Raw genomic sequence first — 25600 nt, forward strand, 5'->3', positions numbered from 1 at the left:
GCATCGGGGCCGGAGGACCCCCGTCGATGCCCGCGGTGTCGCGGAAGCAGCGGGGTCGGTCGAGGCCGTGCGGACGGCCCGAGTGTTTACCAACCCGTTACATGCAGGGTCGGAGGAGCGCGGGAGGATCGCTGCATGGCGACCTTCACCCGCGGTTTCGGCGGACGACGGCACGAGCGCGACGACTCCCGCATCCCACCGGGGCAGACCCTGGTGCAGGACTGGCCCGTCCTCTCCGCCGGCGCCACGCCCGACATCGAGCCGAGCGACTGGTCGTTCTCGATCCGGACCGAGTCGGGGCTGCACTCGTGGACGTGGGACGAGGTGCACGCGCTCGGGGTCGAGGACGTCACCGTGGACATCCACTGCGTCACCCACTGGACCAAGCTCGACATGCCCTGGCGCGGGGTCCCGCTCGACCGCCTCTTCGCGGACGTCGAGACCTCGCTGGACTTCTGCATGGTCCACAGCTTCGGCGGCTACACGACGAACCTGCCCCTCGACGAGCTCCTGGACGGGCAGTCGTGGATCGCGTTCGAGGCGGACGGCGAGCCCCTCACACCCGAGCACGGCGGCCCGGCCCGCCTGCTCGTGCCGCACCTGTACTTCTGGAAGAGCGCGAAGTGGGTCCGCGGGATCGTCATGCAGTCCGACGACGAGCCGGGGTTCTGGGAGAACGCGGGCTACAACATGCACGGCGATCCCTGGAAGGAAGAGCGGTACTGGTGACGCTCCCCGACACCGGCCTGGAGGCACGGATCGCCGCGTCCTCGTCGCCGGCGGTGCGCAGGCGGCCGGCCTGGCACGCGGCCACGGTCGCGTCGGTCGCCCGGGAGACGCCGAACGCGCGCCGCATCGTCCTCGACGTCCCGACGTGGCCCGGCAACGACGCGGGCCAGCACCTCGACCTGCGGCTGACCGCCGAGGACGGCTACCAGGCATCGCGGTCGTACTCGATCGCATCGTCCGGCGACGCCACGCGGGTCGTCCTCGCTGTCGACCGCGTCGACGGCGGCGAGGTGTCCCCGTTCCTCGTCGACGCGGTCGAGGTCGGCGACGCCCTCGAGGTCCACGGCCCGCTCGGCGGGTGGTTCGTGTGGCGCCCGGGGACGGAGGACCGACCGGTGCAGCTGATCGCCGGCGGATCCGGCATCGTGCCGCTCGCGGCGATCGCCACCGCCCACGTCGACGCCGGGGACGCGGCTCCGTTCCGGCTGCTGTACGCCGTCCGCACCCCGGAGGACGTCTTCTTCCGCGACGAGCTCGCCCGTGCGGCCGCGGCCGGCGTCGCGACGACGGTCGTGCACAGCCGACGGGCGCCCGCAGGGGAACCGGTCGGCCGTCTGACGCGCGAGTCGCTCGCGGCGGCGGTGTTCCCACCCGGTTCGGGGGCGCTGGTCTACGTCTGCGGGTCGACGCCGTTCGTCGAACAGGTCCTGCGGTGGCTCGGCGAACTCGGCCACGACACCACCGACGTGCGCGCCGAGCGGTTCGGGGGCAACGGATGACGGTCGTCGACGGGAACGCCCTGGCCGGCACGCTCGCCGAGCGGCTCGGACCGGATGCGACCACCGCACTCCTGCGGTGCGCGGGGTGCGGGGGCGGCGGGGTCCTCGCCCGGGCTCGCGTCCACGTGTGCGCGATGGGAGCCGTCGCGCGCTGCCGGGACTGCGACGCCGTCCTGGTCACCGTGGTCGACGCCCCCGGCCGGCGCTGGGTCGGCTTCCCGGGAGCGCGGGCCTCCTCCACACCGTCCCACTGAGCGCAAGGTCGTCCCGCGTGTCGTGCGGGAATTGTGCGGGAAACCGCAACGGTGGCCCGGTGACCCATCCGGAGTGCGCACGGCTCCGGATGCTCTCCCGGGCCGACGGACCACCCATCCGTCCCGGCCCAGGGGCACGGTGGCCCCGACGCCGACGAGCGCGGGCACCCGAATCCTGCGTTCGTCGCGTGTCGCACGGTCGCGACGAACGTCCCGACCCACCGCCGGCCGCGGTGCCTGCCGCGGTACGACGAAGGCCCCGGTCGGTCGACCGGGGCCTTCTGTCCGAGCGGATGACGAGATTCGAACTCGCGACCCTCACCTTGGCAAGGTGATGCGCTACCACTGCGCCACATCCGCGTACCGGTCAAGCGTAACCCCTCCGGGGCACGGCAGCACACCGTCCGGCTCCCTCGGGCGCGTCGACCCCCTCCAAGTGGGGTAGCCGCGTACCACCTTCTGGGGACGTCCTGGGCGCGCCACGCCGCGGACGTCTCCATAGGCTCGTGGCACACGCACGGGAACCCTCCTGGGGAGGTCGGCGACCGGGCGTGCAGGGCCACCGAGGGACCGGTGGCACCTCTGGTCGGAGCCGTTCCACCGACGGCGCAGGACCGACCGTCCTCATCGCACATCAGGGAGTGGGAGAACCATGCGTCAGCAGACCTCGATCCGCGCCGTGCTCGCGGTCGCCGTGCTCGCGGCCGGTCTCGTGATCACGCCCATCGGGAGCGCATCGGTCGCGCAGGCCGCCGCCACCGCCGCGCCACGGGGCAACGTCGGGAAGTTCAAGCAGCAGTTCGTCGAGGAGTTCAGGACCACCGCCAACTGGGGCGGCAAGTTCGCGAGGACGTACGCCGACAGCTGGCAACCGTACCCCGACGGCATGAGCAACATGTACTGGTCGGGCAAGCAGATCCGTTCCCTGAACGGGCACATGGACGTCTACCTCGACGGCAAGCACGGAGCCGCCGGCACGTTCGGCACCCCCACCGGCGCCTGGGGCCACAAGGGCGGCAAGTTCAGCGTGCGGGCGAAGGCGACCGGCGGCGTCGGGAACGGTGCCGCGTTCATGCTCTGGCCGACGTCGAACGTGTGGAGCGACGGTGAGATCGACTACCCGGAGAGCAACTTCGAGGACTCTCCCATGTCGCACCAGCACTCCATGCAGCCCGGCAACGAGGTGATGGCGACCAGCCAGACCACGCGCGCCTCGTGGCGCGACTGGCACGTCTACTCGATCGAGTGGATCCCCGGGAAGAGCGTCCGGTACCTCCTCGACGGCAAGGTGATCAGCACGGTCACCTGGGACGTGCCGACCTCCGCGCACCGGTACATGTTCCAGGTGGGCAACTGGGGCGCCAAGGGCCACCTCTACATCGACTGGGTCTCGACGTACACGTACAGCGGCTGACACCGCCTGCGACGAGGACCGGGACGTTCTTCGTCGATTCTTGGGACGGGATGGGTGCACTGGACCCGTGCCCACCCCGCCCACCACCGCTCCCCCGACCGCACCCCTCGACCAGCGGGCCCTCGGCCGCCGCGTCGTGCGCGCCGCTGTCATCGTCGCCGCGCTCGTGCTGATCGGCTTCCTGCTCCGCGCACACCCCGTCGACGAGCCCCTGGCCCGCTCCCTCAACGCCGCGCACACCGGGACGGCGGCCGCGGTCGGGTCCGCCGTCTACGCGGCGTTCGAACCGGTGCCGGCCGTGCTCCTGACGGTCGCACTGACCGCCCTCGTCTGGATCCGGACCCGACGCGTCGCGACCGCCGCGGGGTTCGCGGGGACCGTGGCGTTGACCTGGATCACGTCGGACCTGCTCAAACTCGTGGTCGCTCGGCCGCGTCCGGACGGCTCCGTGCTGCCCCACCCGTTCGTGCCCGTGCAACCGGACCCGTCCTTCCCCAGCGGTCACGCGGTGTTCGTGACCGCGCTCCTGCTCGCAGTGCTCGCCCTGGTGCCCCCGGGGCGCCGTCGCCGGGCGGTCGCGGTGGTGGGCGGTCTCGGGGTGCTGTTCGTCGTGCTCGCCCTCGCGGTGGACGGCGTGCACTGGCCGACCGACCTCGCCGCGTCCGTGGTGTGGGCACTCGCGGTCGCGCCGGCGGCCAGGGCGGTCTGGGTCGGGAACGTCGTGGATCCGCTCGCCCGTCGGCTGGAGCAGACTGGTCGGCACCGCGTCCGGAAGGAGGACCACCCGTGAGGACACTGCTCGACGGGGTCCCCGACGCCCTCCGGCGCATCGGTGACCGCGACCCCGACCGTCGCGTCTACCGACGGTCCGCGCTCGCGATCGGTTTCCGGGTCGCGGTCGTGTCCGCCGCGCTCGTCGTCTCCGTGGTCGTGCTCGTGGTCCTCTACGTGGCCTGGCAGCTGACGCCGGGGCAGCAGTCCGAGCGGCACGGACCCGAGGACGTGCACGTCTACCTCGACACCGTCGACCTCCTCGTCGCGGTCCTCGTCGTCGGCGCGGCGGCCGTGCTCCTCGCCGGGGTCGCCACCTGGCTGATCGCGGGCCGCGCGGTGCGGCCGCTCGCCGAGGCCCACCGGCTGCAGCGGACCTTCGTCGCCGACGCCGGGCACGAGCTCCGCACGCCGCTCACCGTCCTGAGCGCCCGTGTCCAACAGCTGCAGGCCATGCTCCCGCCGACGAGCCCCGAGCGCGCCGTCGCCGACGAACTGCGCACGGACACCCGGTCCCTCACGGAGGTCGTCGAGGACCTCCTCGCCACCGCCGCCGGACGCACGGACGAACGCGCGGAGGCGCCGCTCGACGACGCGCTCACGGCCGTCGCGAGCGACACGGCGGTCCTCGCCCGGGACCGCCGCGTCCAGCTGGTCGTCTCGCCGGGGGACGTCGTCGTGCGGGTGACGCCCACCCAGCTCCGACGTGCCCTCGTCGCGCTCGTGGACAACGCCGTCGGTCACAGTCCGACCGGCGGCGCAGTGTGGATCGAGAACGAGCGCGTCGGCAGCGCGGTCGTCATCCGGGTCCGCGACGAGGGCGCCGGGATCACCGGCATCGCGCCGCGCCGGGTGTTCGACCGCTTCGCGCACGGCAGCGTCCCTCCGGACGGCCCGACCCGGACCAGCAACGGCATCGGGCTGGCGCTCGTCCGCGACATCGCCGTCCGCGCGGGCGGCGACGTCCGGGTCGAACGCACCGGACGACTCGGCACGGTGTTCGCCCTGACGCTGCCGATCGTGGAGCCGCTCCCCCGCCGCGGAGCCGCCCGGTGACCGCACGACCGCGGCTCCTGCTCGTCGAGGACGACCCGCGCCTCGGTCCGATCGTGCGCGACGTCCTCGCCGACGCGTGGGACGTCGAACTCGTGACCACACGCGTCACCGCGCTCGAGGCCGCACTCCACCGGCTCTTCGACGTGCTCGTCGTCGACCGACGCCTCCCCGACGGCGACGGCCTGGACGTCGTCCGCGAACTGCGACGGTTCCGCGTCGCCACCCCCGTGCTCGTGCTCACCGCGCTCGGCGAGGTGCACGACCGGGTGTCCGGCCTCGACGCCGGCGCGAACGACTACCTGGTGAAACCGTTCGACTTCGACGAACTCCAGGCACGACTGCGGGCACTCACCCGGGACTACGACGCACCCGGTCCGTCGATCGAGATCGGCGGGTGGTCGTTCCGCCCCGACGACCACACCGTGCACTCCCCCTACAGCGGTCGCGTCGCGCTGACCGACCGCGAGTCCGAGCTGCTCGCCGTCCTCGCAGCGGCACCGGACCGGGTGTTCTCCCGCGAGCAGCTGCTGTCCGCGGTCTTCGAGCGCGGCGAGCAGCTCGGCACCGTCGACACCTACGTCCACTACATCCGGAAGAAGACCGAACGCGACCTCATCGCGACCGTCCGCGGACGCGGGTACCGGCTCGGCACGCCCGCCTGATCCCGGCCGCCAGCGGGTCCTTGGTGCTTTCTGGGAAGAGCGCCCCCAGGATCCGTTCCCGGGGCGTCGGTCCCGCACGCCCACCCGCACCCACCGGAGGAACGTCACGTGACCGTCCCGCTCGCCGTCCACCTGTTCGACGCCGCCTCGATCCTGCACGGCTTCGGACCGTGGGTCCTCGGCGGGATCGCCCTGCTCGTCGTCGTCGAGTCCGGGGTCCTGTTCCCCTTCCTCCCCGACGTCCGCGTCGGCCGACGGTTCGTGCCCGTCGTGCGCACGTTCGTCCCGCTCGCGGCGGGAACGGCCCGGATGCGGTTCGCTGGTTCCATGACACGGAACATCGTCGGCGCGCTCGTCCGCACTCGTCGCACCACGGGAGCCGGACGATGAGCGCCGACCAGCCCGGGTGGTGGCACCGGAAGTTCGCCCCGCAGGTCCGGTCGGTCGGCCGGGTCGAACGCGCGGTGCTGCTGCGCAGCTCGGTCGTCCTGGCGATCGTCGGCACCCTCGTGTTCGGGACCATGCTCGTCGGCGTCCTGACGCACACGGGCATCCAGCGCCTGGACGGGCCGGTCGACGCCTGGTTCGACACCCAGCGCGACCCCGACCGTACGAACGTCGCGGTCGTGCTCGCCACCGTCTTCGGACCGGTGGGCATGCCCATCGTCGTGGCCGTCGTGACGGTGACGTGGGCCGTGTTCGCCCGGCACGCCTACCGTCCGCTGCTCCTCGCGTGCGGCATGGTGCTCGGTGTCGCCACGGCGCAGCTCCTCGCGCCGCTGGTCCGGCACCCCCGACCGCCGATCGCCGAGATGCTGCTCGGCCCCGACCACACGTTCTCGTTCCCGTCCGGCCACGTCCTCGGCGCGAGCGACTTCTTCCTCATCGGCGCCTTCCTCGTCGCGTCCCGCAGCCACCGCCGCTGGGTGACGGTCGCCGTGTTCGCGCTGGCGGCACTCATGATCACCGCCCAGGTGGTGAGCCGGCTCTACCTCGGCTACCACTGGCTCACCGACACCCTGTCGTCCGTCGGCCTCTCGATGATGATCACCGCGGTCGCCATCGCGGTCGACACCCGCCTCACCGCGAAGGTCCCCGAGCTCTCGGCGGACCGGAGCGAGACCGGCCCGGCGGCCGCGACGGGCGACCTCGTCCGGTGACCCCACCCGCCGCAGCACGACCGACGGGCCGTGCGGGCCGCCTGCTCCGCAGTGGACGGCTGCTCGAGTGGGCCACCCTCGCCTGGAACGTCGTCGGGGTCGTCGTGCTCGCCACGCTGGTCGCGAAGTCCGGTTCCGTGGCGCTCGCCGGGTTCGGCGCGGACACCCTCATCGAGATCGGCGCGTCGGCGGTCGTCCTCTGGGAGCTCGCCGACACGGGCGAACGACGGCGACGGACCGCGCTCCGGCTCATCGGGGCCGCGTTCGCGCTGCTGACCGCCTACCTGGCCGTGCACTCCTCCGTCGCGTTGATCTCCGGGCACCACGCCACGCCGTCGCCCGGCGGTGTCGTCTGGACGGCCCTCACCGCGGTCGTCATGTTCGGCCTCGCCGCCGGGAAGCGGTCCGTCGGCACCGCCCTGCGGAACTCGGTCCTGCAGACCGAGGCACGGGTCACGGTGGTCGACGGGCTCCTCGCCGTCGCCGTGCTCGTCGGTCTCGTGCTCGACGCGGCCGCGGGCTGGTGGTGGGCGGACCCCCTGGCCGGGTACGTCCTCGCCGGGTACGCGGCACGCGAGGCCCTGCACCTGCTGCGGCCCGCAGTGCGGCCGTCGCCCTGAGCCCGCCCGAGCGGGTCTCCTCAGCACGACGACCCCGGTCTCAGCGACGGTAGAGCACCATCCAGGTGACCCTGGGCAGGAGCGGGAACAGGAGCCCGGCGACGAGACCGACCCGCTGCCCCGCCAGCGGCGTGCCGAGGAGCACGACCAGTGCGGCCGTGGTCCCCACGGCGATGGCGGACGGGAGGCGGAGCGTGAAGGGCGAGTACCCGACGACCGCGAACCAGACGTGCATGACGGCGAAGTAGAGCGCGTGCACGACGTCGACGTGAGGCACCTCCCGGCCGAGCGCGACCCAGGATCGTGTCGCGGAGGTGACCGTCGCCGCCTCGTCGTACCAGACGCTCGGCACCCAACTGCCGACGACCGAGACGGTGGACCCCAGCAGGCCGACGACCAGCGGGACCACGCCCCGCGGCACCTGTCGCCGGGGGCCACCGTCCGGCCTCGCCGGGACCGACCGTGCGAGCACCCTCGACTCAGTCGGCATCGAGCAGTCCCTCCCGGTCCGCCTCCGCGGCGACCGCGACCAGCGCGGCCGCGGTGCTGACCATCCCGAGCACAGCAATGCCCGCGACTGCGAGCACGATCCAGAGCGTCATCTCCACCACCTCGCTGACGAGCCTCTGACCCGTCTTCCCAGAGATCGGCAAGACCGGGACCGCACCGTCCGTCTTGGTCGTTCCTGGGTCCCGCAGGCGGAGACTCGGTGCATGGAGCGCAGACGATGGACACGGGAGCGGCGGTTCGACGTGATCTTCCTGGTCGGCTTCGCGTTCAAGGGGATCGACGGCCTCGTCGAGCTCGCGGCGGGCATCCCCCTGCTCGTCCTGCGGCCCGGCCAGGTCGAGGCAGCGGCACGGACCATCACCGCCGGGGAACTCCAGGAGGACCCCGACGACCTCGTGGCCCACCTCGTCCGGCACGGCGCCGCGACCCTCAGCGCCGACGCGACCCTGTTCGCCGCCGCCTACCTGATCGTCCACGGACTGGTGAAGCTCGGCATCGTCGCCGCGATCTTCCGGGGTTCCCGGCGCCTGTACCCGTGGGCGGTCGCCGCGCTCAGCGCGTTCGTCGTCTGGCAGGGTACGAACTCGTGCGCCACCCCGGCATCGGCCTGGCGCTGCTGACGCTGTTCGACGTCGGCATCGTCGCCCTGACCGTTCGCGAGCAACGGCACCACCGCGGGCTCCGTGACGCCCTGCGCAGCCTGTGGGGACGGGACGACGTGCCGCGTGGACAGAAACCGTCGGTCGGGACCTCGGCCACACTCGGCCCGTGACGACGACGCAGCGCCTGCCGGCACGGCACGTCGCACCGCTCTCCCTCGCCGGGTTCACGACCGCGTTCGGCGCTCACGGTGTCGGGAGCGTCCTGGGCGCCGAGACCGACGACATCGGCCTGAGCCTCCTCGGCCTCGGGATCGTGCTCGCGCTCTACGACGTCGCCGAGGTCGTCCTCAAGCCGGTGTTCGGCGCGCTGAGCGACCGTGTCGGAGCGAAGCCGGTCATCGTCGCGGGGTTGCTCGGGTTCGCCCTAGCGTCGCTCCTGGCGCTCGTGGTCCCGTCGATCACGGTGCTCGCCGTCGCGCGCGTCGGCCAGGGAGCAGCGGCCGCCGCGTTCAGCCCGGCGTCCTCCGCCACGGTCGCCCGGCTCGCGGGCACGCAGCGACTCGGCCGGTACTTCGGTCGGTACGGCGCCTGGAAGAGTCTCGGGTACGTCCTCGGGCCGCTGCTCGGCATCCTCCTCGTGGAGACGCTCGACATCCGCGCCCTGTACCTCGCCCTCGCGGTGCTCGCCGTGGTCGCCGCGGCCTGGGTCGTCGTGTCGGTGCCGGCCCTGGCGCCGCAGCCCCGGCCCCGCTACACGCTCGTCGACCTCGTGCGGCAGACCACCGACCGCAGCTTCCTCGTGCCCACGGTCGTGCTGGCGTCGACGACGGCCGTCCTCGGGGTCGCCGTCGGCTTCCTCCCGCTCCTCGCCACACGGCTCGACCTCCCCGCCCCCGTCGGCGCGGCGGCGATCGCCGTCCTCGCACTCGTCTCGACGGTGGTGCAGCCCCGCACCGGACGGCTCCGCGACGCCGGACGCATCACCACCCGCGCCGGGAGCGCCGCAGCACTCGCCGGTGCGACCGCCGTGCTGGTGGTGGTCGCGGTCGCGCCGAACGCCGTCACGCTCTTCCTCACGGCGGTCGTGTTCGGCGCCGTGGTCGGCGTCGTGACCCCGCTGGCGTTCGCGCACCTCGCCGCCGCCACACCGGAGGAACGGATGGGCCGGACGATGGGGAACGCCGAGCTCGGCCGCGAGGTCGGCGACGCCGGCGGTCCGCTCCTCGTCGGGGCCGTCGCTGCCGCGTGGACGCTCCCCGCGGCCCTCGGCGTGCTCGCGGCGACGACCGCGGGCGCCGCGGTCGTCGGCTGGGTCGGGCTCCGCGAGCGGGAACGTCGGCGCGGCTGAGCGGGCACGGCGTGCGGACCGACGCTCGGACAGCGAACCCCGGGAGCGACAGGTCTTCGTGGACACCAGGACCCCGTGAACGACGAAACCCCCGGCCGTATCCGAAGATCCAGCCGGGGGTTCGTGCGTGGTGGGCGATACTGGGATCGAACCAGTGACCTCTTCCGTGTCAGGGAAATGTGCCGTCGAACGGCCTGCCCGTCGTGGCTGGCATCTGGCCCGAGATCCGCGCCGGTGCGGGCTTCCGAATGGAACCGACATCAACGGAGATGAACGGCGATGCGTACAGATTCGTGCCAAGAAACGTGCCACGAACTGGCGACGAGACGATGTCGTCCGGCATCACACCGGTGGGCGGCGACGGCCCGCTCGGACGTCCTGCCAGAAGTCGAGAGCCTGCTCTGACGTCCAGTAGTCGTCGAGCAGGGGAACGTCGCAGGGCATCATCCACCCGAGGACAGAGGCAGCTTGCCACGGCGAGAGGATCTCGGCCTGGCGCACGACGGCGGTCCAGGTCGGAGAGAGCGTCAGTCGGAGGACATCCCGAGGCTCGTCGCGCAGTGCGATGCGCTCGTACAACGACACGTCCTTGGTGTCGTCCCGGAGTTCCACGATGACGCCGTACCCGGCACCGAGGGAGAGCACCTGCGCACGCCCGCGGACCGCGGCGTCTTCGGCGTCGGTGTCGCGGCACTCGATGACGAGCAGTTCCCCGCCCGGACCGAGCGAGTGCGCACGGAGCGCCTCGCGCAGGAGGGACCACGGCAACTCGCGCCATTCAGTGCCCGACGCGCCGTCCAACGTGACGAGGACACCACCCCAGTGCTCGATCGTCGTTTCGGGGTGTACCTCGGTCAACGTGTCTTCTCCGTTCCGGATCCCCGTCCTTGACGGACGTCGTCCTCGGAGCACCTATGCGCGGAGCAAGGCAACCCACGTCGATTCACCACAACTCGATGACGCCTGCGTCAGCGAGCAGCCGCAAGCACGCATCGGGCGCTCCGCACACCCGCTCGGTGAGACCGCTCGGGAGCGGTCGCTCGCCGAGCTGCGTTCCCGTCAGGTACAGCGGCGGGACTCCGAGCCACCGCAACGGAAGCGGCCCGTCGAAGTGGGTGTCCTTCGGTGCTGCGTAGAGCCGGTGCTGCGAAGCGGACATCCTGTGGGCAGCGACGCACCGCCGGACCCGCTCGTAGTGCGCTCGCTCCGCGGCCTGAGCGGCCTCGGCAGTCCGGGAGGCGAAGTCTGCCCGAGTGGTCGCGCCCGGGAACATCCACTGCAATGCGGTCGTCGCATCGTCCACGACCGCGCAGTCTCTGCCGCAGCTGATGATCATCGTGGTCACCGGGACTCCAACCGCGGTCGTGAGGTCCATGGGTTCGGTTTCCAGCTCGGCTCCCGGGCAGCGCGAGAGTCCTGAGGTGAACCGAGAGAAGTGGGTCGTGCTGGCCATGCTCAACACGATGCGGCGAAACCCGAGTTGATCCAGCCCCTGGCTTGCGAAGATCACGGCTGACGCTCAACGGGTTGAGCGGTCTGGCAAGTCAGCCAGTTCCGCAGCCTGCTGCGGAAGTAGGGCCTTCTTTCTTCTTCTTCTTAACTTCTTGAACACAGATATAGATCTGAAGAAGAAGAGGGATACATCTCCCCTCCCACCTCCCCCATACATATAGATCCCTATCCATAGCTCTTACCCTCCGGCCGGAAGGGACGAGACTAGTGCCCTGGAACCCCGCCGATCGGCATGCCCCTGCGGATAGCTCCGACTTCCGGACGTGAAGTCGGCGGGGAAGCCGGCCCCGCTGACCGACTGACGACGACCGGCACCCACAGCTCGTCCTGGTTTCGCCGCATACACGTGGATGAGGTCGTCAACAGGTCGGCCCTTAGCACCAGGAGCCCCAGATGACCACCAGCACGAAGAACGTCCCGGTGACCGAGACCATGACCCTCCGCGAGCTCGCCGGCGCCGTCGGTGTCGCGATGGGGAGCGCCTACGCCTGGTCCTCGAAGGGCAAACTGCCCGCCGGCACCTACCGGGACGAAACCGGGAAACTGCGCATCCCCCTCACCAGCGCCGAGCCGTTCATCGAGGAACGCCGATCCGACAAGCGCCGGTTCTACGGGTACGGCATCGAACCCTTCCCGGACGACGTCGAGACCGTGGACCTCGCGTGGATCGCCGCGCAGCTGAACGTGACCCAGCGACGCGTGTGGGTGCTCAGCTCCGAGGGTGCCCTACCCGACTCTGCCCGCCGCATCGGCAACTCGATCCAGATCCCCATCGACGATGCCCGCCAGTTCGTGGAAGAGCGTCCCACCACCCGCCGCCGACCGTTCCCCCGCCACCGCCACCCCGACCGTTCCTCCGTCGGCCTGGGCTGGATCGCGGATGAGATCGGTGTGCCGCGCCGGTCGCTGTACTACATCATCAACGTCGTGCCGCTGCCGGACTCCGCCTACCACGTGGGCAACGAGTTCCGAGTGCCTCGGCAGGACGCCTTGAGCTGGGTCCGCGCGTTCTGCGACGGACTGGGCGAGGACACCCCGACCGCGCGCCGTACCCGCCGCGTGTGGGAGCGGGCGCTCGGGACCCGCGCATCCTCAGCGCAGTGACGACGCCGCGCTGCCTGTCAGGCGATCTCGTCGACGTAGGCAGGCTGACTGTAGGACCGCCCTTGCCACCGCACCTGCACCGGCCACCACCCGCCCTGCGTGACCACGCCCTGCTCGCCGCTACGGACGAACGACCGGCTCACACCGCCGTGATCCTGAAGAGCTACCACGAGCGTACCTGCCTGCAACATGTCGTCTCCATCCTTGAACCGTTGATCGGTACAGGGGAGGTATGCGCGGAGACTGGCCGTTCGTGGGCGGTGTCGCCGGTGTCACAGGTCCGCGGAGGGCCTATCGAGCTGCTGGGGCACCACGCACACGGGGACGCGGCCGTCGTGCACGAGGTGTTCTCCTACGGACCCGAAGAGACTGCCGGCGACGGCCGACCGGTGGCGTCGTCCGATGACGATGAGTGCCGCGGCTTCTCCGCTGCGCTGCAGGACTGCTGCCGGGCGCCCCTGACGGAGTTCCGCGCGCACGCGCAGGTCAGGGAGTTCTCGGCTCACCCTGCGGATGGCAGCGTCCAGTTCGAGTTGTCCCTCGTGCTCCCAGCGTGGCGCGTCCCGCGCGAGGTACACCCGACCGATCGGCGACACGCTCGTCGGTGGTTCCCAGGCTCGGACGAGGACGAGGTCGCCGCCGCGTTGCCCAACTCTCTCCGAGGCGAACTCGAGTGCGCTCGTGGCTGTCTGGGCTTCGACACCGACCACGACGGAAGGAGCGGGAGTGGGCTGCCACCGTTCGGGTACGACCACCACCGGGCCTTTCACCCCGGCCATGACTCGTTCCGCGACACGACCGGTGACGGACGCCCAGACCCGGTCGCTGCGGCGTCCGCCGATCACCAGGATGTCCGATTCGCCGGTCTCCCCAACGAGTCGACCCAGTGTCGGGCCGTTCATGACTTCCTGCTCGATCCTGAGATCGGGATGCCGCTCGGTGAGCAGATGCCGTGCGATCGTCAGCCGACCCGTTGAACGCTCCGCTGCCTCACCGAACCGCTCGTGGATGGTCACCAGCCGTACTACGTCACCATCCGCGACGTTGTGCGCGATCCACTGGAGCGTGTTCCAGCCCGCCGCGGTCTCGTCGATCGCGACGCTCCAACGCACCTGCTTCAGCATCGTCGGTTCCTTTCTCGTTCCTCGGTCGTCCGCTTCCTTGCGCTCGGCGTGCTCGTCAATGGTCTGACCCCGTGTCCCTGAACCGCAAAGCGAGCGCCGAGATCCCGACGACGAGCGCGCCGGCCGTGATCGCGACGGCAGCGGCCACGCTCGGCCCCGTGTGAAAGGGATCCACGACGTGCTCGAACGGGCTCAGTCGGCGCAGCGATTCCGGCAAGCCGGCGATGCTGCCGTACTCGCCGACGAAGGCCGCGGCAGCGTAGAGCGACCAGGCGAGCGCCACGCTCGTGCGCGGCACGATCGCGACGACGAACGCGGACACGGCGAGCATGACGAGCACCGCCGGCAGTTGGCCGAGCGGCGCTGTCGCCCAAGGCGCCGACGTGCCGCCGACCTCCCCCGCGGCGACGGCCGCGACCAGTCCGGACAGCAAAAGCACCACAGCAGCGACCGCGCCGGGGAGTGCAGCGAACGCGAAGAACCACGCCGTGCGGCTGGCACCGCTGACGATCAGGAGATCTGCTCGCGCGCTGGCCTCCTCCCGCCGCAGTCGGAGCGCTCCCTGCACGCACATGGCCGAGACCAGGACTCCGATGGTCTCTGCACCCAGTCGGACGAACGACTCCGACACGTCCTGCGCTCCGCCGCCCATGGCCGTGATCGTCCTCGTGACCGCCGGAGATACGGAAGTGAGCTGGTCGGTGACCACACCCGACAGTGAACCGACGAGCGCACTGAAGGCGAGGATCGCGATCGTCCACGTGACCAGGACCGCCCGGTCGAGGCGGACAGCCAGGCCGAACGCTCCCCGCAGCCACAGGCGGGCATCCGCTCGTCCCGGTCGGTGGCCGATGGTCGCCGACCCGACATCTCGACGGCCCGCCGTGACGACGGCACCCACGCCGGCCGCGACGAAGAGCGTGGGTCCGAGGACGAGGGGCCAGAGCGACTGCTCGCCGAACGGCCGGGTCGCCTGCGCCCAACCGATCGGACTCGCCCAGCTGACCCACGACGGTCGCAGGACCAGCGTGCGCATGTCTGCGGTGCCGGTTGCATCCCCGATGCCCCGGATGAAGTACCACGCCACCAAGACGATGGCTCCCGTGGCGTTGGTGGCGCGTCCAGACGGGAAGAACTGTGCGAGGAGCAGGACGACTCCGGCCGTACCCACCCCGGTGCCCGCGCACGCTGCACCGAACAGCATCGATCCGCCCGGAGGCTCCGCTGTGAGGGCGGTGCCCGATGCAACCGCGACACCGGCGATGGCGTTCCAGGCCACCACGAACAACAGCACACTCACGACTGGTCCGGTCCGGGCCGTCGCGGTTGAGCTCAGAGTGTCCCCGAGACCACTCTCCTCGGCCGCGCGACTGTGCCGGGTGACGAGGAAGACGTTCATCATCCCGACCAGGAAAGCGACGAACGACAGGCTGAGGGCGGTCAAGAACGCCCCAGCAGAGGCGCCGTCAGGTGTCCCTCTGAACACCAGGACGACGGGCGTGGCGAGGAGTACGCGGAGCGTGGCCGCACGAGCGGCTCCGGTGGGGAACGTCGCGGCGACCTGGACGGTGACCAGCGACGTCGTGACCGCGAGCCCCAGGACCCAGCCGACGAGCTGCCACAGGTCTGCCCGGAGGCGTGACCGGACCAGCAGCAGGATCATGACGTGCTCCATGCGGTTGCCGCCGAGACCGACTCGGTCTCGTACTGGTGCAGGAACAACTCCTCCAGGGACGGCGGAGCGATGACGAGACCGGTGACGTCGAGTGCCGCGAGCCGGGGGAGAGCGGCCACGACGTCCGACTCCGCGACGCTGCAGGAGAACCGGGCGCCCGTCACGGAGAGATCGCGCGCTTCGGGCAGGGCGGCGCGCACCTCGCGGATCGATCCTGCGGCGTCGAAGGAGACAGTGGTCCGCGTGCGCCGTCGCAGCTCCGCCATCGAGCCCGTCTCGACCACCCGACCGGCGCGGACGATCGAAACGGTCGTGCAGAGCGCCTGTGCTTCGCTCAGGACGTGGGATGACAGGAGCACGGTCGCTCCAACGTCGTGCGACGCTCGGACGTGTCGCGCGAACACCTCCTGCATCAGGGGGTCGAGTCCCGTCGTCGGCTCGTCGAACAGGTAGAGCTCCGCCGGGAGGAGCAGTGCGGCGACGAGGAGAACCTTCTGGCGGTTGCCTCGCGAGTACGCACGGACGCGTTTCGTGGGGTCGAGTGCGAAATCCTCGAGCAGCGCGGCCCGCTTCGCTCGGACGGGACGGGATCGCACCGCGCCGCCGCGCAACGAAGTCAGGAGGTCGATCGTTTCGCCCCCGGTCAGCCCGGGCCACAGAGCCGCGTCCCCGGAAACGGCCGCCATCCGGCGGTGGAGCGACACCGCGTCGCTCCACGGATCGCCACCGAGCACTCGGACGTCCCCGCGCGTCGCCTTACTGAGACCGAGGAGGATCCGCATGGTGCTGGTCTTGCCCGCGCCGTTCGGCCCGAGGAACCCGTGCACCTCCCCCGCGGCGACGTCCAGGTCGAGGCCATCGACTGCTCGGACACGCCCGTAGCGTTTCTCGAGCCCGCGGATCCGGACGGCGGCAGAGCCCGTCAGCCCGGTCGATGACCGATTCACCGGACGACCGCGACAGGCGTGCGGGACGCGCGGACGACCTGCTCGGTCACTGTTCCGGCCCTCGCGCGCCGGTGTCCCGCTCCGATGACGAGCAATGACGCGGCCTCGGCGGATTCCACGATGCGCCGCGCCGGCGGACCCGCAACGAGTCGCCGGACGACGTCCACGTCCGGCGCCTCGGCGAGAGCGTCCTCCACCTGTTCCTCCAGCATGCGCAACCGACGGGTCCGCTCGACGCCGCCCGGGTCCTCGGCACCATTGCCGTGTCGGGGTGACCATGCGCTGACGGCCACGATCGACTGTCTCGTGCGCCGCGCCTCCTGAACCGCGAAGCGCAGCGAAGGACGCGACGAAGCGCCCGGATCCACCGCGACGACGATCCCGTCCCGACGTGCCCCGGGCGCGAGCGGAACGACCACGACCGTGCAGGGGGCCGCGCCTACGAGGCGGTCCGCGAGCGAGGGCCGCGAGCCACGCGCTGCCGGCACCCCGTCCCGGCCCACGACGAGGACGGAGTCTGCGTCCACCGAAGCGAGCAGCACCGCGGTCGGGTGCCCACGGTGCACCTCGACGTCCACCCGAACGGCGTGGTCGGTGTCGATGACGGCGTTGACGGCCGCCCGCACGGAGAAGTCGGCGGTCGACAGGGACGGCGCGGCAGAGTCCGCTGGGACAGCGTGGACGACGATGAGGCGGTTCGGCCCGCCTTCAACGCGATCCAGTGCCCACGCGAGTGCGCCGCGAGCCGCGGTCGACCCATCCCACCCGACGACGAATCGTCTGGTCATCGCTGACCCCTTCCCGGAGGCGGTCGGTACCCCCTCCGCTACGAGGATGCGGGTCCATCCGCCGCGGGAACAGTGTCGAAGGTCCCGGTGCGCCCGGACCGACCCGGCAACCGTCTCGGAATGGAGAAGCCTGCCAACACCGGTAGGACGTTCGACCCTCCACGGCTCGCTGTGGTCGACCTACCGTCGTGGCAGGCGACCACCGCGGTCGCCAGCCGGGCACAGACCGGAAGAACCTGCCGAGGAGCAACCATGACCAGCTACACCGTCGCGGTCGACGACACCGACGCCGGCTCGCGGACCATCGAATGGATCGACGAGAACCTCCGCCCAGGAGACCGCGTTCGGCTGCTCACGGTCAGCGAGCTCTACTCCGAGACGGTGCTGCGGACCGAGCAGCGGCTCGAACAGGCAGAGACGCGGTTGCGTCGGCGTCACCCTGGGCTGATGGTCGAGCAGTCCGTGCCGGAGGGGCCGACGGTGGAGCGACTGCTCCTGGACTCCGAGGACAGCGATGTCCTCGTGCTCGGGGCCCGTCAGGCGCACGTCGTGCTCGCGACGCTCGGCGGACGGATCGCCGAACGCGTCGTGGCCCGCACCACCGTGCCTGTCGTCGCCGTGCCCGAGCACTGGCACCACGGTGCGGGCCCGGTCGTGGTCGGCGTCGACGGTCGGACCGCCTCAGCCGCGCTCGCGTTCGCCGCGGACCAGGCCGCCGTCCGTGGCAGCGAACTCGTCCTCGTCCGGGCTTGGGACATTCCGCTCACGATCTCCCCGTACGCGAACATCTACCTCGCGGACGACCGGGAGCTGTGGGAGCACGAGAGCACGCTCGAGCTCCAGGCCGCGAGCCGTGCCGTGGCGGACCGTCACCCAGACCTCGACGTCCGCGCGGTTCGTCGACACGGCCAGACTGCGACCGCTCTCCTGGATGAAGCCGGGGCGGATGCTTCGCTCATCGTCACCGGGCGGCGGCACCGCACCGCCATCGGGGCGTTCCTCGGAGGGTCGGTCGGTGAAGCGCTGATGCATCGCTCCCACGCGCCGATCTGCATCGTCCCCCAGCCGGCCGCCGCAGTGCCGGCGACGGCCTCCGACGTACCCGCGCCGGCGGAGGTGCACTGACATGCACGACGCGGCGGCTCTCGTGCCGCAGCACGTCGTGATCGGTATCGACGAGCACGAGGCGAGTCTGCGCACGATCGACTGGGTGATCGAACGGGATCTTCCGTCCGGCAGCCGTGTCGACGTCGTCACCGTCACGAACGGATGGTCAACGGATCCCCGCGCCGATCGAGCGCTGGTGGAAGCAGCAGCGGCGCGGCTCCCTGACAGGAGTCACGTGGACGTCGAGACCCTGGTGCGGTTCGGGGCACCCGACCGCACGTTGCTCGAAGTCGCCGCCGACGCGGACCTCCTCGTGATCGGCAACCGCCGCCAACACCGACTGCGGACGGCGCTCGACGGTTGGATGCCGGAACGCATCCCGACGGTCGCCGACCTCCCGGTCGTTGTCGTTCCCGAGGACTGGGTCCCGGTCGACGGTGACGTCCTCCTCGGAGTCGACACGTCGACGGGGGACGCAGCTCTGCGGTTCGCCGCCGAAGAGGCGCTGCGGAGCCGCCACCGCCTCGGCGCGCTCCGGGCGTGGAAGCTTCCGGTCACGACGGCGACGGGCGCGCTGAGCGTGCTCGAGGACCCGCAGCTGTACGAGGACCACAACCGCGCCATCCTCGCCGACAGTGAGCGGCTCCTGCACCTGCGCTACCCCGGGTTGCGACACCGCCCACTGCTCGAGGAAGGCGACCCCGCGGCACGGCTCCTCGCCCACGCCCCGTTCGCCTCACTCGTCGTCGTCGGCCGTCGACACCGGACAACCCTCGGCGGTGTGTTCACCGGTTCCACCGCCCACGGCCTGATCACACAGGGGCGCACACCGCTGGCAGTGGTGCCGCAGCGGCGACGCGAACTCCTGGACCGATGAGTCTGCCTGGCGTAGTGGGTGCGATGAGGTCGTGGGGCCTTGGTCCTACCGCTGACCCCGGCGCCCTCTACGTTGCTCAACACGGGGCGCCTGATCCGGACCCGAAGCGGATCGGGCGCCCCGGTCCGGTCAGCGCCGGGCCCCCGGTCAAGGACCGTGGACCCCGATCGACATGCCGTCATAGGATCGGAAAGTCCACATCCGAAGGGACCTCATGACCGATCCGCTCGCTTTCCCGGATGCCCCGCGGTCCGCGCTCGAGCGCACGATCGATGAACTGGTCGACCGTGCGCAGGCGGTGCTCCGCACGCAGGGCAGATTGCGGAACCTCCTCGCCGCGAACCGGCGGATCGTCGAGCACCTGGCCCTCGAGGACACGTTGCACGCGGTCGTGGCCGCGGCCCTGGAACTCGTCGACGCGGAGTACGGCGCGCTCGGCGTGATCGCACCGGACGGCGAGGAACTCGAACGGTTAATCCACGTCGGGATGGACGAGGAGCACGTCCGGCGCATCGGACACCTCCCCCGAGGCAAGGGTGTGCTCGGGGCCGTCGTGCAGGACGCGCGCCCCGTCCGGTTGGAGCACCTCGGTGAGGACCCGCGCTCCGCTGGGTTCCCGGCGGGTCACCCGCCGATGGAGGGGTTCCTCGGGGTGCCGCTGCGGGTGCGCGACAAGGTCTACGGCAACCTCTACCTGACGAACCCGCGTCGCGGGCACTTCACGCAGGAGGATCAGGAGCTCGTCGAGGCGCTCGGCGCGACCGCAGGCGTGGCTATCGACAACGCGCGTCTGTTCGAAGAGAGCCAGCTGCGCGAACGGTGGGCGACCGCGACGGCCGACGTCAGTTCGGCGCTCGTCGCGGACGAGTCCATCGAGGACGTCCTCACGATCATCGCCGACCGGGTCCTCGCGTTCGTCGACGCGCACCTGGTCACCATCGTCCTGCCCGACGCCGACGCCGAGTACCTGCAGGTGGCGATCGCGGTCGGTCCTGTCGCGGACCCGGTCCGCGACCGCCGGTACCCCGCCGCCGAATCGCTCGCCGGGCGTGCCATCGACACGGGTGCCGTCGTCGCGGACACGACCGGAACCGCGGTCGCCGGGGTCGAGTGGACGCCCCCGCTCGGGCCGACGATCGCGATCCCGCTCCGGGTGGCCGGCGACGCACTCGGCGCGCTCGTCGTCGCCCGCGGGCCGGGCGGCCCGGTGTTCGCCGACGCCGAACTGGGCATGGCGGGCGAGTTCGGCCGGCAGACCAGCGTCGCACTCGCAGTGGCGCGGGGCCGTCGAGACCGACGGCGCCTGGAACTCGCCGAGGACCGCAGCAGAATCGCCAGGGACCTGCACGACCACGTCATCCAACGGCTGTTCGGATCCGGACTGGCACTGCAGGCGACCGCCCTGCGCGTCCCGGAGGACCTCCGCGACCACCTCGAGGAGCAGGTCAGCGCCATCGACGCGGCGATCGCTGAGGTCCGCACAGCGGTCTTCACGCTCGGCAGCTCCAACCGCCCAGCCGCACGGAGCACCCGGGAACGGCTGCTGGACGTCGTCACAGAGCTCCGCCCAGCACTCTCCCGCCCGCCTCGCATCACCTTCAGCGGTCCGGTCGACATCGACGTTACGGGGGCGCTCGCCCACGACGTCGTCGCCGCGGTTCGGGAGTCCGTCGCCAACGTCGCGCGACACGCCCCGGGCGCGGAATGCCGGGTCGAGGTCGCCGTCACCGACGACGCCGTGCAGGTGGTCGTCGAGGACGACGGCCCTGGTCCCGGGGTCGAGCGAGCGTCGGAGCGGTACCGCCAACCTGGCCGCCCGCGCGACGATGCGCGGCGGACGCTACGAGCTCGGCCCCGGGGCCGACGGCGGCACCACCGTCGTCTGGGCCGCACCCCTCGGACGAACCGAACGGAAGGAACCACGATGATCAAGGTGTTCCTCGTCGACGACCACGAGATCGTGCGACGCGGCGTCGCCGACCTCATCGACGCGCAACCCGACCTGCAGGTCGTCGGCGAAGCCGCCACCGTGCGGGACACAACGGGACGGGTGGCCGCGACCCGACCCGACGTCGTCGTGCTCGACGTCCGCCTCCCGGACGGCAGCGGCGTCGACGCGTGCCGCTCGGTGCGGTCCGCGCACCCGGAGATCGCGTGCCTGATGCTGACCGCGTACGACGACGAGTCGGCGATGCAAGCAGCGCTGCTCGCCGGCGCGTCCGGGTACGTCGTGAAGGACATCCGCGGGCAGACCCTGGTCGAGGACATCCGGCAGGTCGCGGCAGGTCGCAGTCTCCTCCCGGCCGTCCCGGTGGCGCAGGCGGTCGAACGCATCACCAGGCGGCCGGAGGACGACCTGCCGGACCTCACGCTCCGGGAACGGCAGGTGCTCGAACTCATCGCCGTCGGGTTGACGAACCGCCAGATCGGCGAACGGCTCGATCTCGCTGAGAAGACCGTGAAGAACTACGTGTCCGGGCTGCTCGCCAAACTGGGACTCGAGCGCCGGACACAGGCCGCGCTGTACGGCGCCGACCACGGGATACGCAAACCCGACGCACGGTGACACGACAGAGCCCGAGGACAGGGTCTCTCGTCCTCGGGCTCTGTCCCTGCGTCCGTTCGGCTCAGATGAGCCACGGCGCCTTGCGAACAGCGGGGAGTCGCTTCCACCAGACACCGAGCCCCCACGTGTCCCCGGCCGAGAGCGCGGCGACCACGATCAGCGCGAGCGCGTAGACGATGTGGTAGTCCACGAGCGGGTTCGTCGTTGGTCCCGGCTGGCTGCTTCGCGGGAGGGCGGACGAGGAGGGGCCCGCCGGTCATCGACCGGCGGGCCCCTCCTCTGGTCCTTGGTGGGAGTCAGGGGCGCACGAGGATCTTGACGTGGTCCTCGTTGTGGTGGATCAGCTGGTCGAAGCCCTGCTCGATGAGGTCGTCAAGCGCGATCCGACCGGTTATGAACGGTGCGAGGTCGAGTTTGCCGGACCGTACGAGTTCGATCGTCGCAGCGTGGTCGTTCGCGTACGCGATGGTGCCGCGGAGGTCGATCTCCTTGACGACGAGCTTCTCGAGGTCGACGACGGGCCGGTGGCCCCAGATCGAGACGTTCACGATCGCTGCGCCTGGACGCACTGCGTCGAGGAGGGTGTCGAGCACGACGTCGACCCCGGCGCACTCGAATCCGACGTCGGCCCCGCGACCGCCAGTCAGGGCACGGACTTCAGACGGTACGTCGACCTCGGTCGGGTCGAGCACGTGGTCGGCGACCCCGGTGCGGGTCGCCATGGCCTTCCGTGCAGCACTGACCTCGCTGAGGATGACGGTGAGCCCCTCCGCCTTGCAGATCGCCGCGGTCAACAGGCCGATCGGTCCGCCACCGCCGACGAGTGCGACGTCGCCGGAGCGCGCCCCGCTGCGAACGAAGGCGTGGTGGCCCACCGAGAGGGGTTCGATGAGTGCAGCCTGGTCGAGCGGCAGGTCACCCACCGGGTGCACCCATCGGCGCTCGACCGCGATGCGCTCTGACAGGCCTCCACCGCGGCCGGCGAGCCCGATGAAGTTCATGTCCGGTGACAGCTGGTACTCGGTGCCCGGGTCGGCGGGCACGTCGTCGCGGATGATGTACGGCTCGACGACGACGTGCTCGCCGATCTGCAGGTCCGTGACGCCGGCCCCGAGCGCCGCGACCGTGCCCGACATCTCGTGCCCGAGCGTCACGGGAGCGGCCTCCCCCGAGATCGGGTGCGGATGTCCGGCCGGCGGGACGAAGATCGGTCCGTCGAGGTACTCGTGCAGGTCGGTACCGCAGATGCCGCACCAGGCGACATCGATGAGCACGGTGCCCGGGGTGGCTTCCGGTGCCGGGACGTCCTCGATGCGGATGTCACCGCGGTCGTGGTATCGGGCTGCCTTCATGGTCGTTGTCTCCTCGTTGTGCTGGTGGATGGTCATTCGTTGTCCCCACCCGTAGCGGCGGACGCGGCGGCGGCCGCGCCGACGCCGACGTTGGCGGAGCGCACCGACGTGGCGTCGTGCGTCGCGGTGTCACCGTCGGTCCACGTCCAGTCGGCGACGTCCGGCGCGTCTTCGCCGTGGGCCCGCGTGTAGGCCCTCGCAGCGACCCGGGCGTCCTGCATCCGTTGGCGGAGTCCGGCGTAGCGGGACCCGAGACCGGGGACGCGATCGAGCACGTCGATCACGAGGTGGAACCGGTCCATGTCGTTGAGCATCACCATGTCGAACGGCGTCGTGGTCGTGCCCTCCTCCTTGTAGCCGCGCACGTGCAGGTTCGCGTGGCCGTGACGGCGGTAGGTCAACCGGTGGATGAGCCAGGGGTACCCGTGGTAAGCGAAGACGACGGGCTTGTCGGTGGTGAAGACCGCGTCGTACTCCGCATCGGACAGCCCGTGCGGGTGCTCCCCCTCGGACACCAGGCGCATCAGGTCGACGACGTTCACGACGCGGACGCGCAGGTCCGGTACCTCGTCCTGCAGGATCGACACGGCCGCCAAGGTCTCGAGCGTCGGCACGTCCCCCGCGCAGGCGAGCACCACGTCGGGTTCCTCGCCGGGAAGCTCGTTGCCCGCCCACTCGAAGATCCCGAGCCCGCGGGTCATGTGGGCGATGGCTTCGTCCATCGACAACCAGTTGAACGTGGGCTGTTTGCCGGCGACGACGACGTTGACGTAGTCGACGGAGCGCAGGCAGTGGTCGTAGGTCGAGAGCAGCGTGTTCGCGTCGAAGGGCAGGTAGACGCGGACCACGTCGGGCTTCTTGTTGACGACGTGGTCGATGAACCCGGGGTCCTGGTGCGAGAGCCCGTTGTGGTCCTGCCGCCAGACGTGCGACGAGAGCAGGTAGTTGAGGGAGGCGATCGGGCGACGCCACGGGATCGTCTTGCTGACCTTCAGCCACTTGGCGTGTTGGTTGAGCATCGAGTCGACGATGTGGATGAACGCTTCGTAGCTGGTGAAGAGGCCGTGCCGCCCCGTCAGCAGGTACCCCTCGAGCCAGCCCTGGCACTGGTGCTCGCTGAGCATCTCCATGACGCGCCCGGCTCGGGCGAGGTGCTCGTCCGACGGGAGGTACTCGGCGTCCCACTGCTTGTCGGTGACCTCGAGCACGGCACTCAGGCGGTTCGACGCTGTTTCGTCCGGGCCGAAGATCCGGAAGCTGTCCGGGTTCAGGCGCACGACCTCGGCCAGCCACTCGCCGAGCACCCGCGTGGACTCGTTGACCGAGCCGCCGTGCGTGGGCACCTCGACCGCGTGATCGCGGAAGTTGGGGAGCACGAGGTCCCGCTTGAGCAGGCCGCCGTTCGCGACCGGGTTCGCGCTCATCCTGCGGTCCCCCTCGGGTGCGAGTGCGGTCGCGAGCGCCACGGGCGCGCCCGCATCATCGAACAGCTCCTCGGGACGGTAGGAACGGAGCCAGCCCTCGAGCACGTGGAGGTGCTCCTCGGTGTCGCGGGCGTTCGCGAGCGGCACCTGGTGGGCGCGCCAGTTGCCCTCGGCTGGCTTGCCGTCGATCTCCGGCGGGCACGTCCAGCCCTTCGGCGTCCGGAGGATGATCATCGGCCAGGCCGGTCGACCGTCGAGCGTGCCCGCGCCGGCCTGTTCCTTGATGTCGGCGATGTGGTCGAGGACCCGGTCGAGCGTCGCGGCCATGCGGGCGTGCACGGCGCGGGGGTCCTCGCCGTCGAAGCCGCCGGAGACGACGTACGGCGTGTGGCCGTAGCCGCGCATCAGGGCGAGGAGCTCGTCCTCCGGGATGCGGGCGAGGACCGTGGGGTTGGCGATCTTGTACCCGTTGAGGTGCAGGATCGGCAGGACGACCCCGTCGTGCAGGGGGTCCATGAACTTGTTGGAGTGCCAGCTCGTGGCGAGCGGCCCGGTCTCGGCCTCGCCGTCGCCGACGACCGCGGCGACGAGCAGCCCGGGATTGTCGAAGGCGGCGCCGTACGCGTGGGACAGTGCGTAGCCGAGTTCTCCGCCCTCGTGGATCGAGCCCGGGGTTTCCGGTGCTGCGTGGGAGGGGATGCCGCCGGGGAAGGAGAACTGCCGGAAGAGCTTCCGGACGCCGTCCTCGGTCTGCGAGATCCCCGGGTAGACCTCGCTGTAGGTTCCGTCCAGGTACGCGTTGGCGACCATGCCGGGGCCGCCGTGTCCCGGACCCGTGACGTACAGCGTGTCGAGGTCACGCTCCTGGATGACCCGGTTGAGGTGGGCGTACACGAAGTTGAGACCTGGAGTGGTGCCCCAGTGTCCGAGAAGGCGCGGCTTGACGTCGTCACGAGTGAGCGGGCGGCGGAGCAGCGGGTTGTCGAGCAGGTAGATCTGGCCCACGGACAGGTAGTTCGCCGTCCGCCACCACGTGTGCAGCTGATCGAGCACCCGGTCGTCCACCGATCTGCCGGAACCGCGCCGGAATGCTGCTGCCTCCGATCCGGTGGGCGTTCTGGTGATCGTCGTGGTCATGTCGCTCATGCGTCTTCCTCGCTCCCCGTCCGTGGCCGAACGGTCGCGGACCACTCGATCCTCGGCGCCGCTGGGTGCCGCG

At 71.0% G+C, this 25600-nt stretch carries 28 protein-coding genes, 1 tRNA gene and 1 pseudogene; 17 read left to right on the forward strand and 13 right to left on the reverse strand.

The annotated features are described in order from the left end of the window. Positions 1-135: 135 nt before the first annotated feature. Genes IEY20_RS02205 through IEY20_RS02215 form a run of 3 tightly spaced genes read left to right on the forward strand, consistent with a single transcriptional unit; the run spans position 136 to position 1762 of the window. On the forward strand, positions 136-729 hold the full coding sequence (locus IEY20_RS02205) for a molybdopterin-dependent oxidoreductase (RefSeq protein WP_175329286.1): 594 nt from the start codon (positions 136-138) through the stop codon (positions 727-729). Next, positions 726-1508 carry an FAD-binding oxidoreductase gene (locus IEY20_RS02210; RefSeq protein WP_188888865.1) on the forward strand — a complete coding sequence of 261 codons (783 nt, stop codon included), beginning with the start codon at positions 726-728 and terminating at the stop codon, positions 1506-1508. Before IEY20_RS02205 ends, IEY20_RS02210 begins: the two co-directional genes overlap by 4 nt. Beyond that, a complete protein-coding gene (locus IEY20_RS02215) occupies positions 1505-1762 on the forward strand; it encodes a DUF6510 family protein (protein ID WP_022904057.1) in 258 nt (85 codons plus the stop codon). Before IEY20_RS02210 ends, IEY20_RS02215 begins: the two co-directional genes overlap by 4 nt. 288 nt (positions 1763-2050) lie before the next feature. Here IEY20_RS02215 and IEY20_RS02220 read toward each other — a convergent pair. Further along, positions 2051-2122: transfer RNA gene (locus IEY20_RS02220), tRNA-Gly, on the reverse strand. Between the two features lie 292 nt (positions 2123-2414). Between IEY20_RS02220 and IEY20_RS02225 the strand changes: the two genes are divergently transcribed. From IEY20_RS02225 to IEY20_RS02255, 7 genes are all read left to right on the forward strand, one after another. After that, on the forward strand, positions 2415-3176 hold the full coding sequence (locus IEY20_RS02225; protein ID WP_175329288.1) for a glycoside hydrolase family 16 protein: 762 nt from the start codon (positions 2415-2417) through the stop codon (positions 3174-3176). A gap of 67 nt (positions 3177-3243) precedes the next feature. Then, positions 3244-3966 (forward strand): phosphatase PAP2 family protein, encoded by a 723-nt coding sequence (locus tag IEY20_RS02230; RefSeq protein ID WP_175329289.1) that lies wholly within the window; start codon positions 3244-3246, stop codon positions 3964-3966. Next, positions 3963-5003, forward strand: coding sequence for a sensor histidine kinase (locus tag IEY20_RS02235; RefSeq protein WP_175329290.1), 1041 nt, complete (start codon positions 3963-3965; stop codon positions 5001-5003). The genes IEY20_RS02230 and IEY20_RS02235 overlap by 4 nt, the downstream gene beginning before the upstream one ends. After that, positions 5000-5665, forward strand: a complete 666-nt coding sequence (locus IEY20_RS02240; protein ID WP_022904659.1) for a response regulator transcription factor — start codon at positions 5000-5002, stop codon at positions 5663-5665. The genes IEY20_RS02235 and IEY20_RS02240 overlap by 4 nt, the downstream gene beginning before the upstream one ends. A 108-nt stretch (positions 5666-5773) precedes the next feature. Then, the gene (locus IEY20_RS02245) at positions 5774-6055 is read left to right on the forward strand and encodes a hypothetical protein (protein WP_175329291.1); all 282 of its coding nucleotides are present in this window, start codon (positions 5774-5776) and stop codon (positions 6053-6055) included. Next, positions 6052-6825: a phosphatase PAP2 family protein gene (locus IEY20_RS02250; RefSeq protein WP_175329292.1), complete on the forward strand. Its 774-nt coding sequence runs from the start codon at positions 6052-6054 to the stop codon at positions 6823-6825. The genes IEY20_RS02245 and IEY20_RS02250 overlap by 4 nt, the downstream gene beginning before the upstream one ends. Then, the gene (locus tag IEY20_RS02255; protein ID WP_175329293.1) at positions 6822-7445 is read left to right on the forward strand and encodes a cation efflux transmembrane domain-containing protein; all 624 of its coding nucleotides are present in this window, start codon (positions 6822-6824) and stop codon (positions 7443-7445) included. The genes IEY20_RS02250 and IEY20_RS02255 overlap by 4 nt, the downstream gene beginning before the upstream one ends. A gap of 40 nt (positions 7446-7485) precedes the next feature. Here IEY20_RS02255 and IEY20_RS02260 read toward each other — a convergent pair whose 3' ends face one another. Both IEY20_RS02260 and IEY20_RS02265 read right to left on the reverse strand, forming a co-directional pair. Further along, positions 7486-7935, reverse strand: a complete 450-nt coding sequence (locus IEY20_RS02260; RefSeq protein WP_188888867.1) for a glycosyltransferase family protein — start codon at positions 7933-7935, stop codon at positions 7486-7488. Beyond that, positions 7925-8098 (reverse strand): hypothetical protein, encoded by a 174-nt coding sequence (locus IEY20_RS02265; RefSeq protein ID WP_175329295.1) that lies wholly within the window; start codon positions 8096-8098, stop codon positions 7925-7927. Before IEY20_RS02265 ends, IEY20_RS02260 begins: the two co-directional genes overlap by 11 nt. A 60-nt stretch (positions 8099-8158) precedes the next feature. Here IEY20_RS02265 and IEY20_RS02270 point away from each other — a divergent pair, with 60 nt between their 5' ends. Then, the gene (locus IEY20_RS02270) at positions 8159-8575 is read left to right on the forward strand and encodes a DUF2127 domain-containing protein (RefSeq protein ID WP_188888869.1); all 417 of its coding nucleotides are present in this window, start codon (positions 8159-8161) and stop codon (positions 8573-8575) included. A gap of 148 nt (positions 8576-8723) precedes the next feature. After that, on the forward strand, positions 8724-9905 hold the full coding sequence (locus tag IEY20_RS02275; protein ID WP_175329297.1) for an MFS transporter: 1182 nt from the start codon (positions 8724-8726) through the stop codon (positions 9903-9905). Positions 9906-10247: 342 nt separating this feature from the next. Here IEY20_RS02275 and IEY20_RS02280 read toward each other — a convergent pair whose 3' ends face one another. Together IEY20_RS02280 and IEY20_RS02285 are read right to left on the reverse strand one after the other, a co-directional pair. Then, positions 10248-10763 carry a hypothetical protein gene (locus IEY20_RS02280; protein ID WP_022903220.1) on the reverse strand — a complete coding sequence of 172 codons (516 nt, stop codon included), beginning with the start codon at positions 10761-10763 and terminating at the stop codon, positions 10248-10250. Positions 10764-10848: 85 nt separating this feature from the next. Continuing rightward, the gene (locus tag IEY20_RS02285) at positions 10849-11415 is read right to left on the reverse strand and encodes a hypothetical protein (RefSeq protein WP_175329298.1); all 567 of its coding nucleotides are present in this window, start codon (positions 11413-11415) and stop codon (positions 10849-10851) included. Between the two features lie 395 nt (positions 11416-11810). Between IEY20_RS02285 and IEY20_RS02290 the strand changes: the two genes are divergently transcribed. Beyond that, complete coding sequence (locus tag IEY20_RS02290) at positions 11811-12521, forward strand: hypothetical protein (protein WP_175329299.1); 711 nt, start codon at positions 11811-11813, stop codon at positions 12519-12521. 17 nt (positions 12522-12538) lie between these two features. Here IEY20_RS02290 and IEY20_RS02295 read toward each other — a convergent pair whose 3' ends face one another. From IEY20_RS02295 to IEY20_RS02315, 5 genes are all read right to left on the reverse strand, one after another. After that, positions 12539-12712 (reverse strand): hypothetical protein, encoded by a 174-nt coding sequence (locus IEY20_RS02295; RefSeq protein WP_167510070.1) that lies wholly within the window; start codon positions 12710-12712, stop codon positions 12539-12541. A gap of 81 nt (positions 12713-12793) precedes the next feature. After that, on the reverse strand, positions 12794-13645 hold the full coding sequence (locus tag IEY20_RS02300) for a universal stress protein (RefSeq protein ID WP_114851142.1): 852 nt from the start codon (positions 13643-13645) through the stop codon (positions 12794-12796). Between the two features lie 55 nt (positions 13646-13700). Beyond that, positions 13701-15308 (reverse strand): ABC transporter permease, encoded by a 1608-nt coding sequence (locus tag IEY20_RS02305; RefSeq protein WP_175329300.1) that lies wholly within the window; start codon positions 15306-15308, stop codon positions 13701-13703. Next, positions 15305-16267 (reverse strand): ABC transporter ATP-binding protein, encoded by a 963-nt coding sequence (locus tag IEY20_RS02310; protein WP_229727815.1) that lies wholly within the window; start codon positions 16265-16267, stop codon positions 15305-15307. Before IEY20_RS02310 ends, IEY20_RS02305 begins: the two co-directional genes overlap by 4 nt. Further along, the gene (locus IEY20_RS02315; RefSeq protein WP_175329301.1) at positions 16264-17055 is read right to left on the reverse strand and encodes a universal stress protein; all 792 of its coding nucleotides are present in this window, start codon (positions 17053-17055) and stop codon (positions 16264-16266) included. Before IEY20_RS02315 ends, IEY20_RS02310 begins: the two co-directional genes overlap by 4 nt. 252 nt (positions 17056-17307) lie before the next feature. Between IEY20_RS02315 and IEY20_RS02320 the strand changes: the two genes are divergently transcribed. The 4 genes and pseudogenes from IEY20_RS02320 to IEY20_RS17405 all read left to right on the forward strand — a co-directional run bounded on the left by IEY20_RS02320 (position 17308) and on the right by IEY20_RS17405 (position 21605). Next, positions 17308-18180, forward strand: a complete 873-nt coding sequence (locus IEY20_RS02320) for a universal stress protein (RefSeq protein WP_022903771.1) — start codon at positions 17308-17310, stop codon at positions 18178-18180. Between the two features lies 1 nt (position 18181). Then, a complete protein-coding gene (locus tag IEY20_RS02325; RefSeq protein ID WP_175329302.1) occupies positions 18182-19039 on the forward strand; it encodes a universal stress protein in 858 nt (285 codons plus the stop codon). Between the two features lie 214 nt (positions 19040-19253). Beyond that, positions 19254-20528, forward strand: a pseudogene (locus IEY20_RS17400) (GAF domain-containing protein); the annotation flags it as partial. Between the two features lie 435 nt (positions 20529-20963). After that, positions 20964-21605 carry a response regulator gene (locus tag IEY20_RS17405; protein WP_229727838.1) on the forward strand — a complete coding sequence of 214 codons (642 nt, stop codon included), beginning with the start codon at positions 20964-20966 and terminating at the stop codon, positions 21603-21605. 61 nt (positions 21606-21666) lie between these two features. Here the strand turns inward: IEY20_RS17405 and IEY20_RS17250 are convergent, their stop codons facing one another. From IEY20_RS17250 to IEY20_RS02340, 3 genes are all read right to left on the reverse strand, one after another. After that, on the reverse strand, positions 21667-21795 hold the full coding sequence (locus tag IEY20_RS17250; protein ID WP_268239137.1) for a hypothetical protein: 129 nt from the start codon (positions 21793-21795) through the stop codon (positions 21667-21669). A gap of 106 nt (positions 21796-21901) precedes the next feature. Then, complete coding sequence (locus tag IEY20_RS02335; RefSeq protein WP_175329304.1) at positions 21902-22957, reverse strand: 2,3-butanediol dehydrogenase; 1056 nt, start codon at positions 22955-22957, stop codon at positions 21902-21904. Positions 22958-22989: 32 nt separating this feature from the next. Continuing rightward, positions 22990-25518 (reverse strand): phosphoketolase family protein, encoded by a 2529-nt coding sequence (locus IEY20_RS02340; protein ID WP_175329381.1) that lies wholly within the window; start codon positions 25516-25518, stop codon positions 22990-22992. Positions 25519-25600: the final 82 nt, after the last annotated feature.

This window comes from Curtobacterium luteum (assembly GCF_014646995.1).
GTDB lineage: Bacteria > Actinomycetota > Actinomycetes > Actinomycetales > Microbacteriaceae > Curtobacterium > Curtobacterium luteum.

Excerpts from the sequence above, each read along its gene's own strand:
- IEY20_RS02225 (WP_175329288.1), top strand. The coding sequence starts at position 2,415 with ATGCGTCAGCAGACCTCGATCCGCGCCGTGCTCGCGGTCGCCGTGCTC.
- IEY20_RS17405 (WP_229727838.1), top strand. The coding sequence starts at position 20,964 with ATGATCAAGGTGTTCCTCGTCGACGACCACGAGATCGTGCGACGCGGC.
- IEY20_RS02290 (WP_175329299.1), top strand. The coding sequence starts at position 11,811 with ATGACCACCAGCACGAAGAACGTCCCGGTGACCGAGACCATGACCCTC.
- IEY20_RS02270 (WP_188888869.1), top strand. The coding sequence starts at position 8,159 with ATGGAGCGCAGACGATGGACACGGGAGCGGCGGTTCGACGTGATCTTC.
- IEY20_RS02205 (WP_175329286.1), top strand. The coding sequence starts at position 136 with ATGGCGACCTTCACCCGCGGTTTCGGCGGACGACGGCACGAGCGCGAC.
- IEY20_RS02340 (WP_175329381.1), bottom strand. The coding sequence starts at position 25,518 with ATGACCACGACGATCACCAGAACGCCCACCGGATCGGAGGCAGCAGCA.
- IEY20_RS02325 (WP_175329302.1), top strand. The coding sequence starts at position 18,182 with ATGCACGACGCGGCGGCTCTCGTGCCGCAGCACGTCGTGATCGGTATC.
- IEY20_RS02315 (WP_175329301.1), bottom strand. The coding sequence starts at position 17,055 with ATGACCAGACGATTCGTCGTCGGGTGGGATGGGTCGACCGCGGCTCGC.
- IEY20_RS02295 (WP_167510070.1), bottom strand. The coding sequence starts at position 12,712 with ATGTTGCAGGCAGGTACGCTCGTGGTAGCTCTTCAGGATCACGGCGGT.
- IEY20_RS02250 (WP_175329292.1), top strand. The coding sequence starts at position 6,052 with ATGAGCGCCGACCAGCCCGGGTGGTGGCACCGGAAGTTCGCCCCGCAG.
- IEY20_RS02335 (WP_175329304.1), bottom strand. The coding sequence starts at position 22,957 with ATGAAGGCAGCCCGATACCACGACCGCGGTGACATCCGCATCGAGGAC.
- IEY20_RS02300 (WP_114851142.1), bottom strand. The coding sequence starts at position 13,645 with ATGCTGAAGCAGGTGCGTTGGAGCGTCGCGATCGACGAGACCGCGGCG.
- IEY20_RS02260 (WP_188888867.1), bottom strand. The coding sequence starts at position 7,935 with ATGCCGACTGAGTCGAGGGTGCTCGCACGGTCGGTCCCGGCGAGGCCG.
- IEY20_RS02305 (WP_175329300.1), bottom strand. The coding sequence starts at position 15,308 with ATGATCCTGCTGCTGGTCCGGTCACGCCTCCGGGCAGACCTGTGGCAG.
- IEY20_RS02320 (WP_022903771.1), top strand. The coding sequence starts at position 17,308 with ATGACCAGCTACACCGTCGCGGTCGACGACACCGACGCCGGCTCGCGG.
- IEY20_RS02215 (WP_022904057.1), top strand. The coding sequence starts at position 1,505 with ATGACGGTCGTCGACGGGAACGCCCTGGCCGGCACGCTCGCCGAGCGG.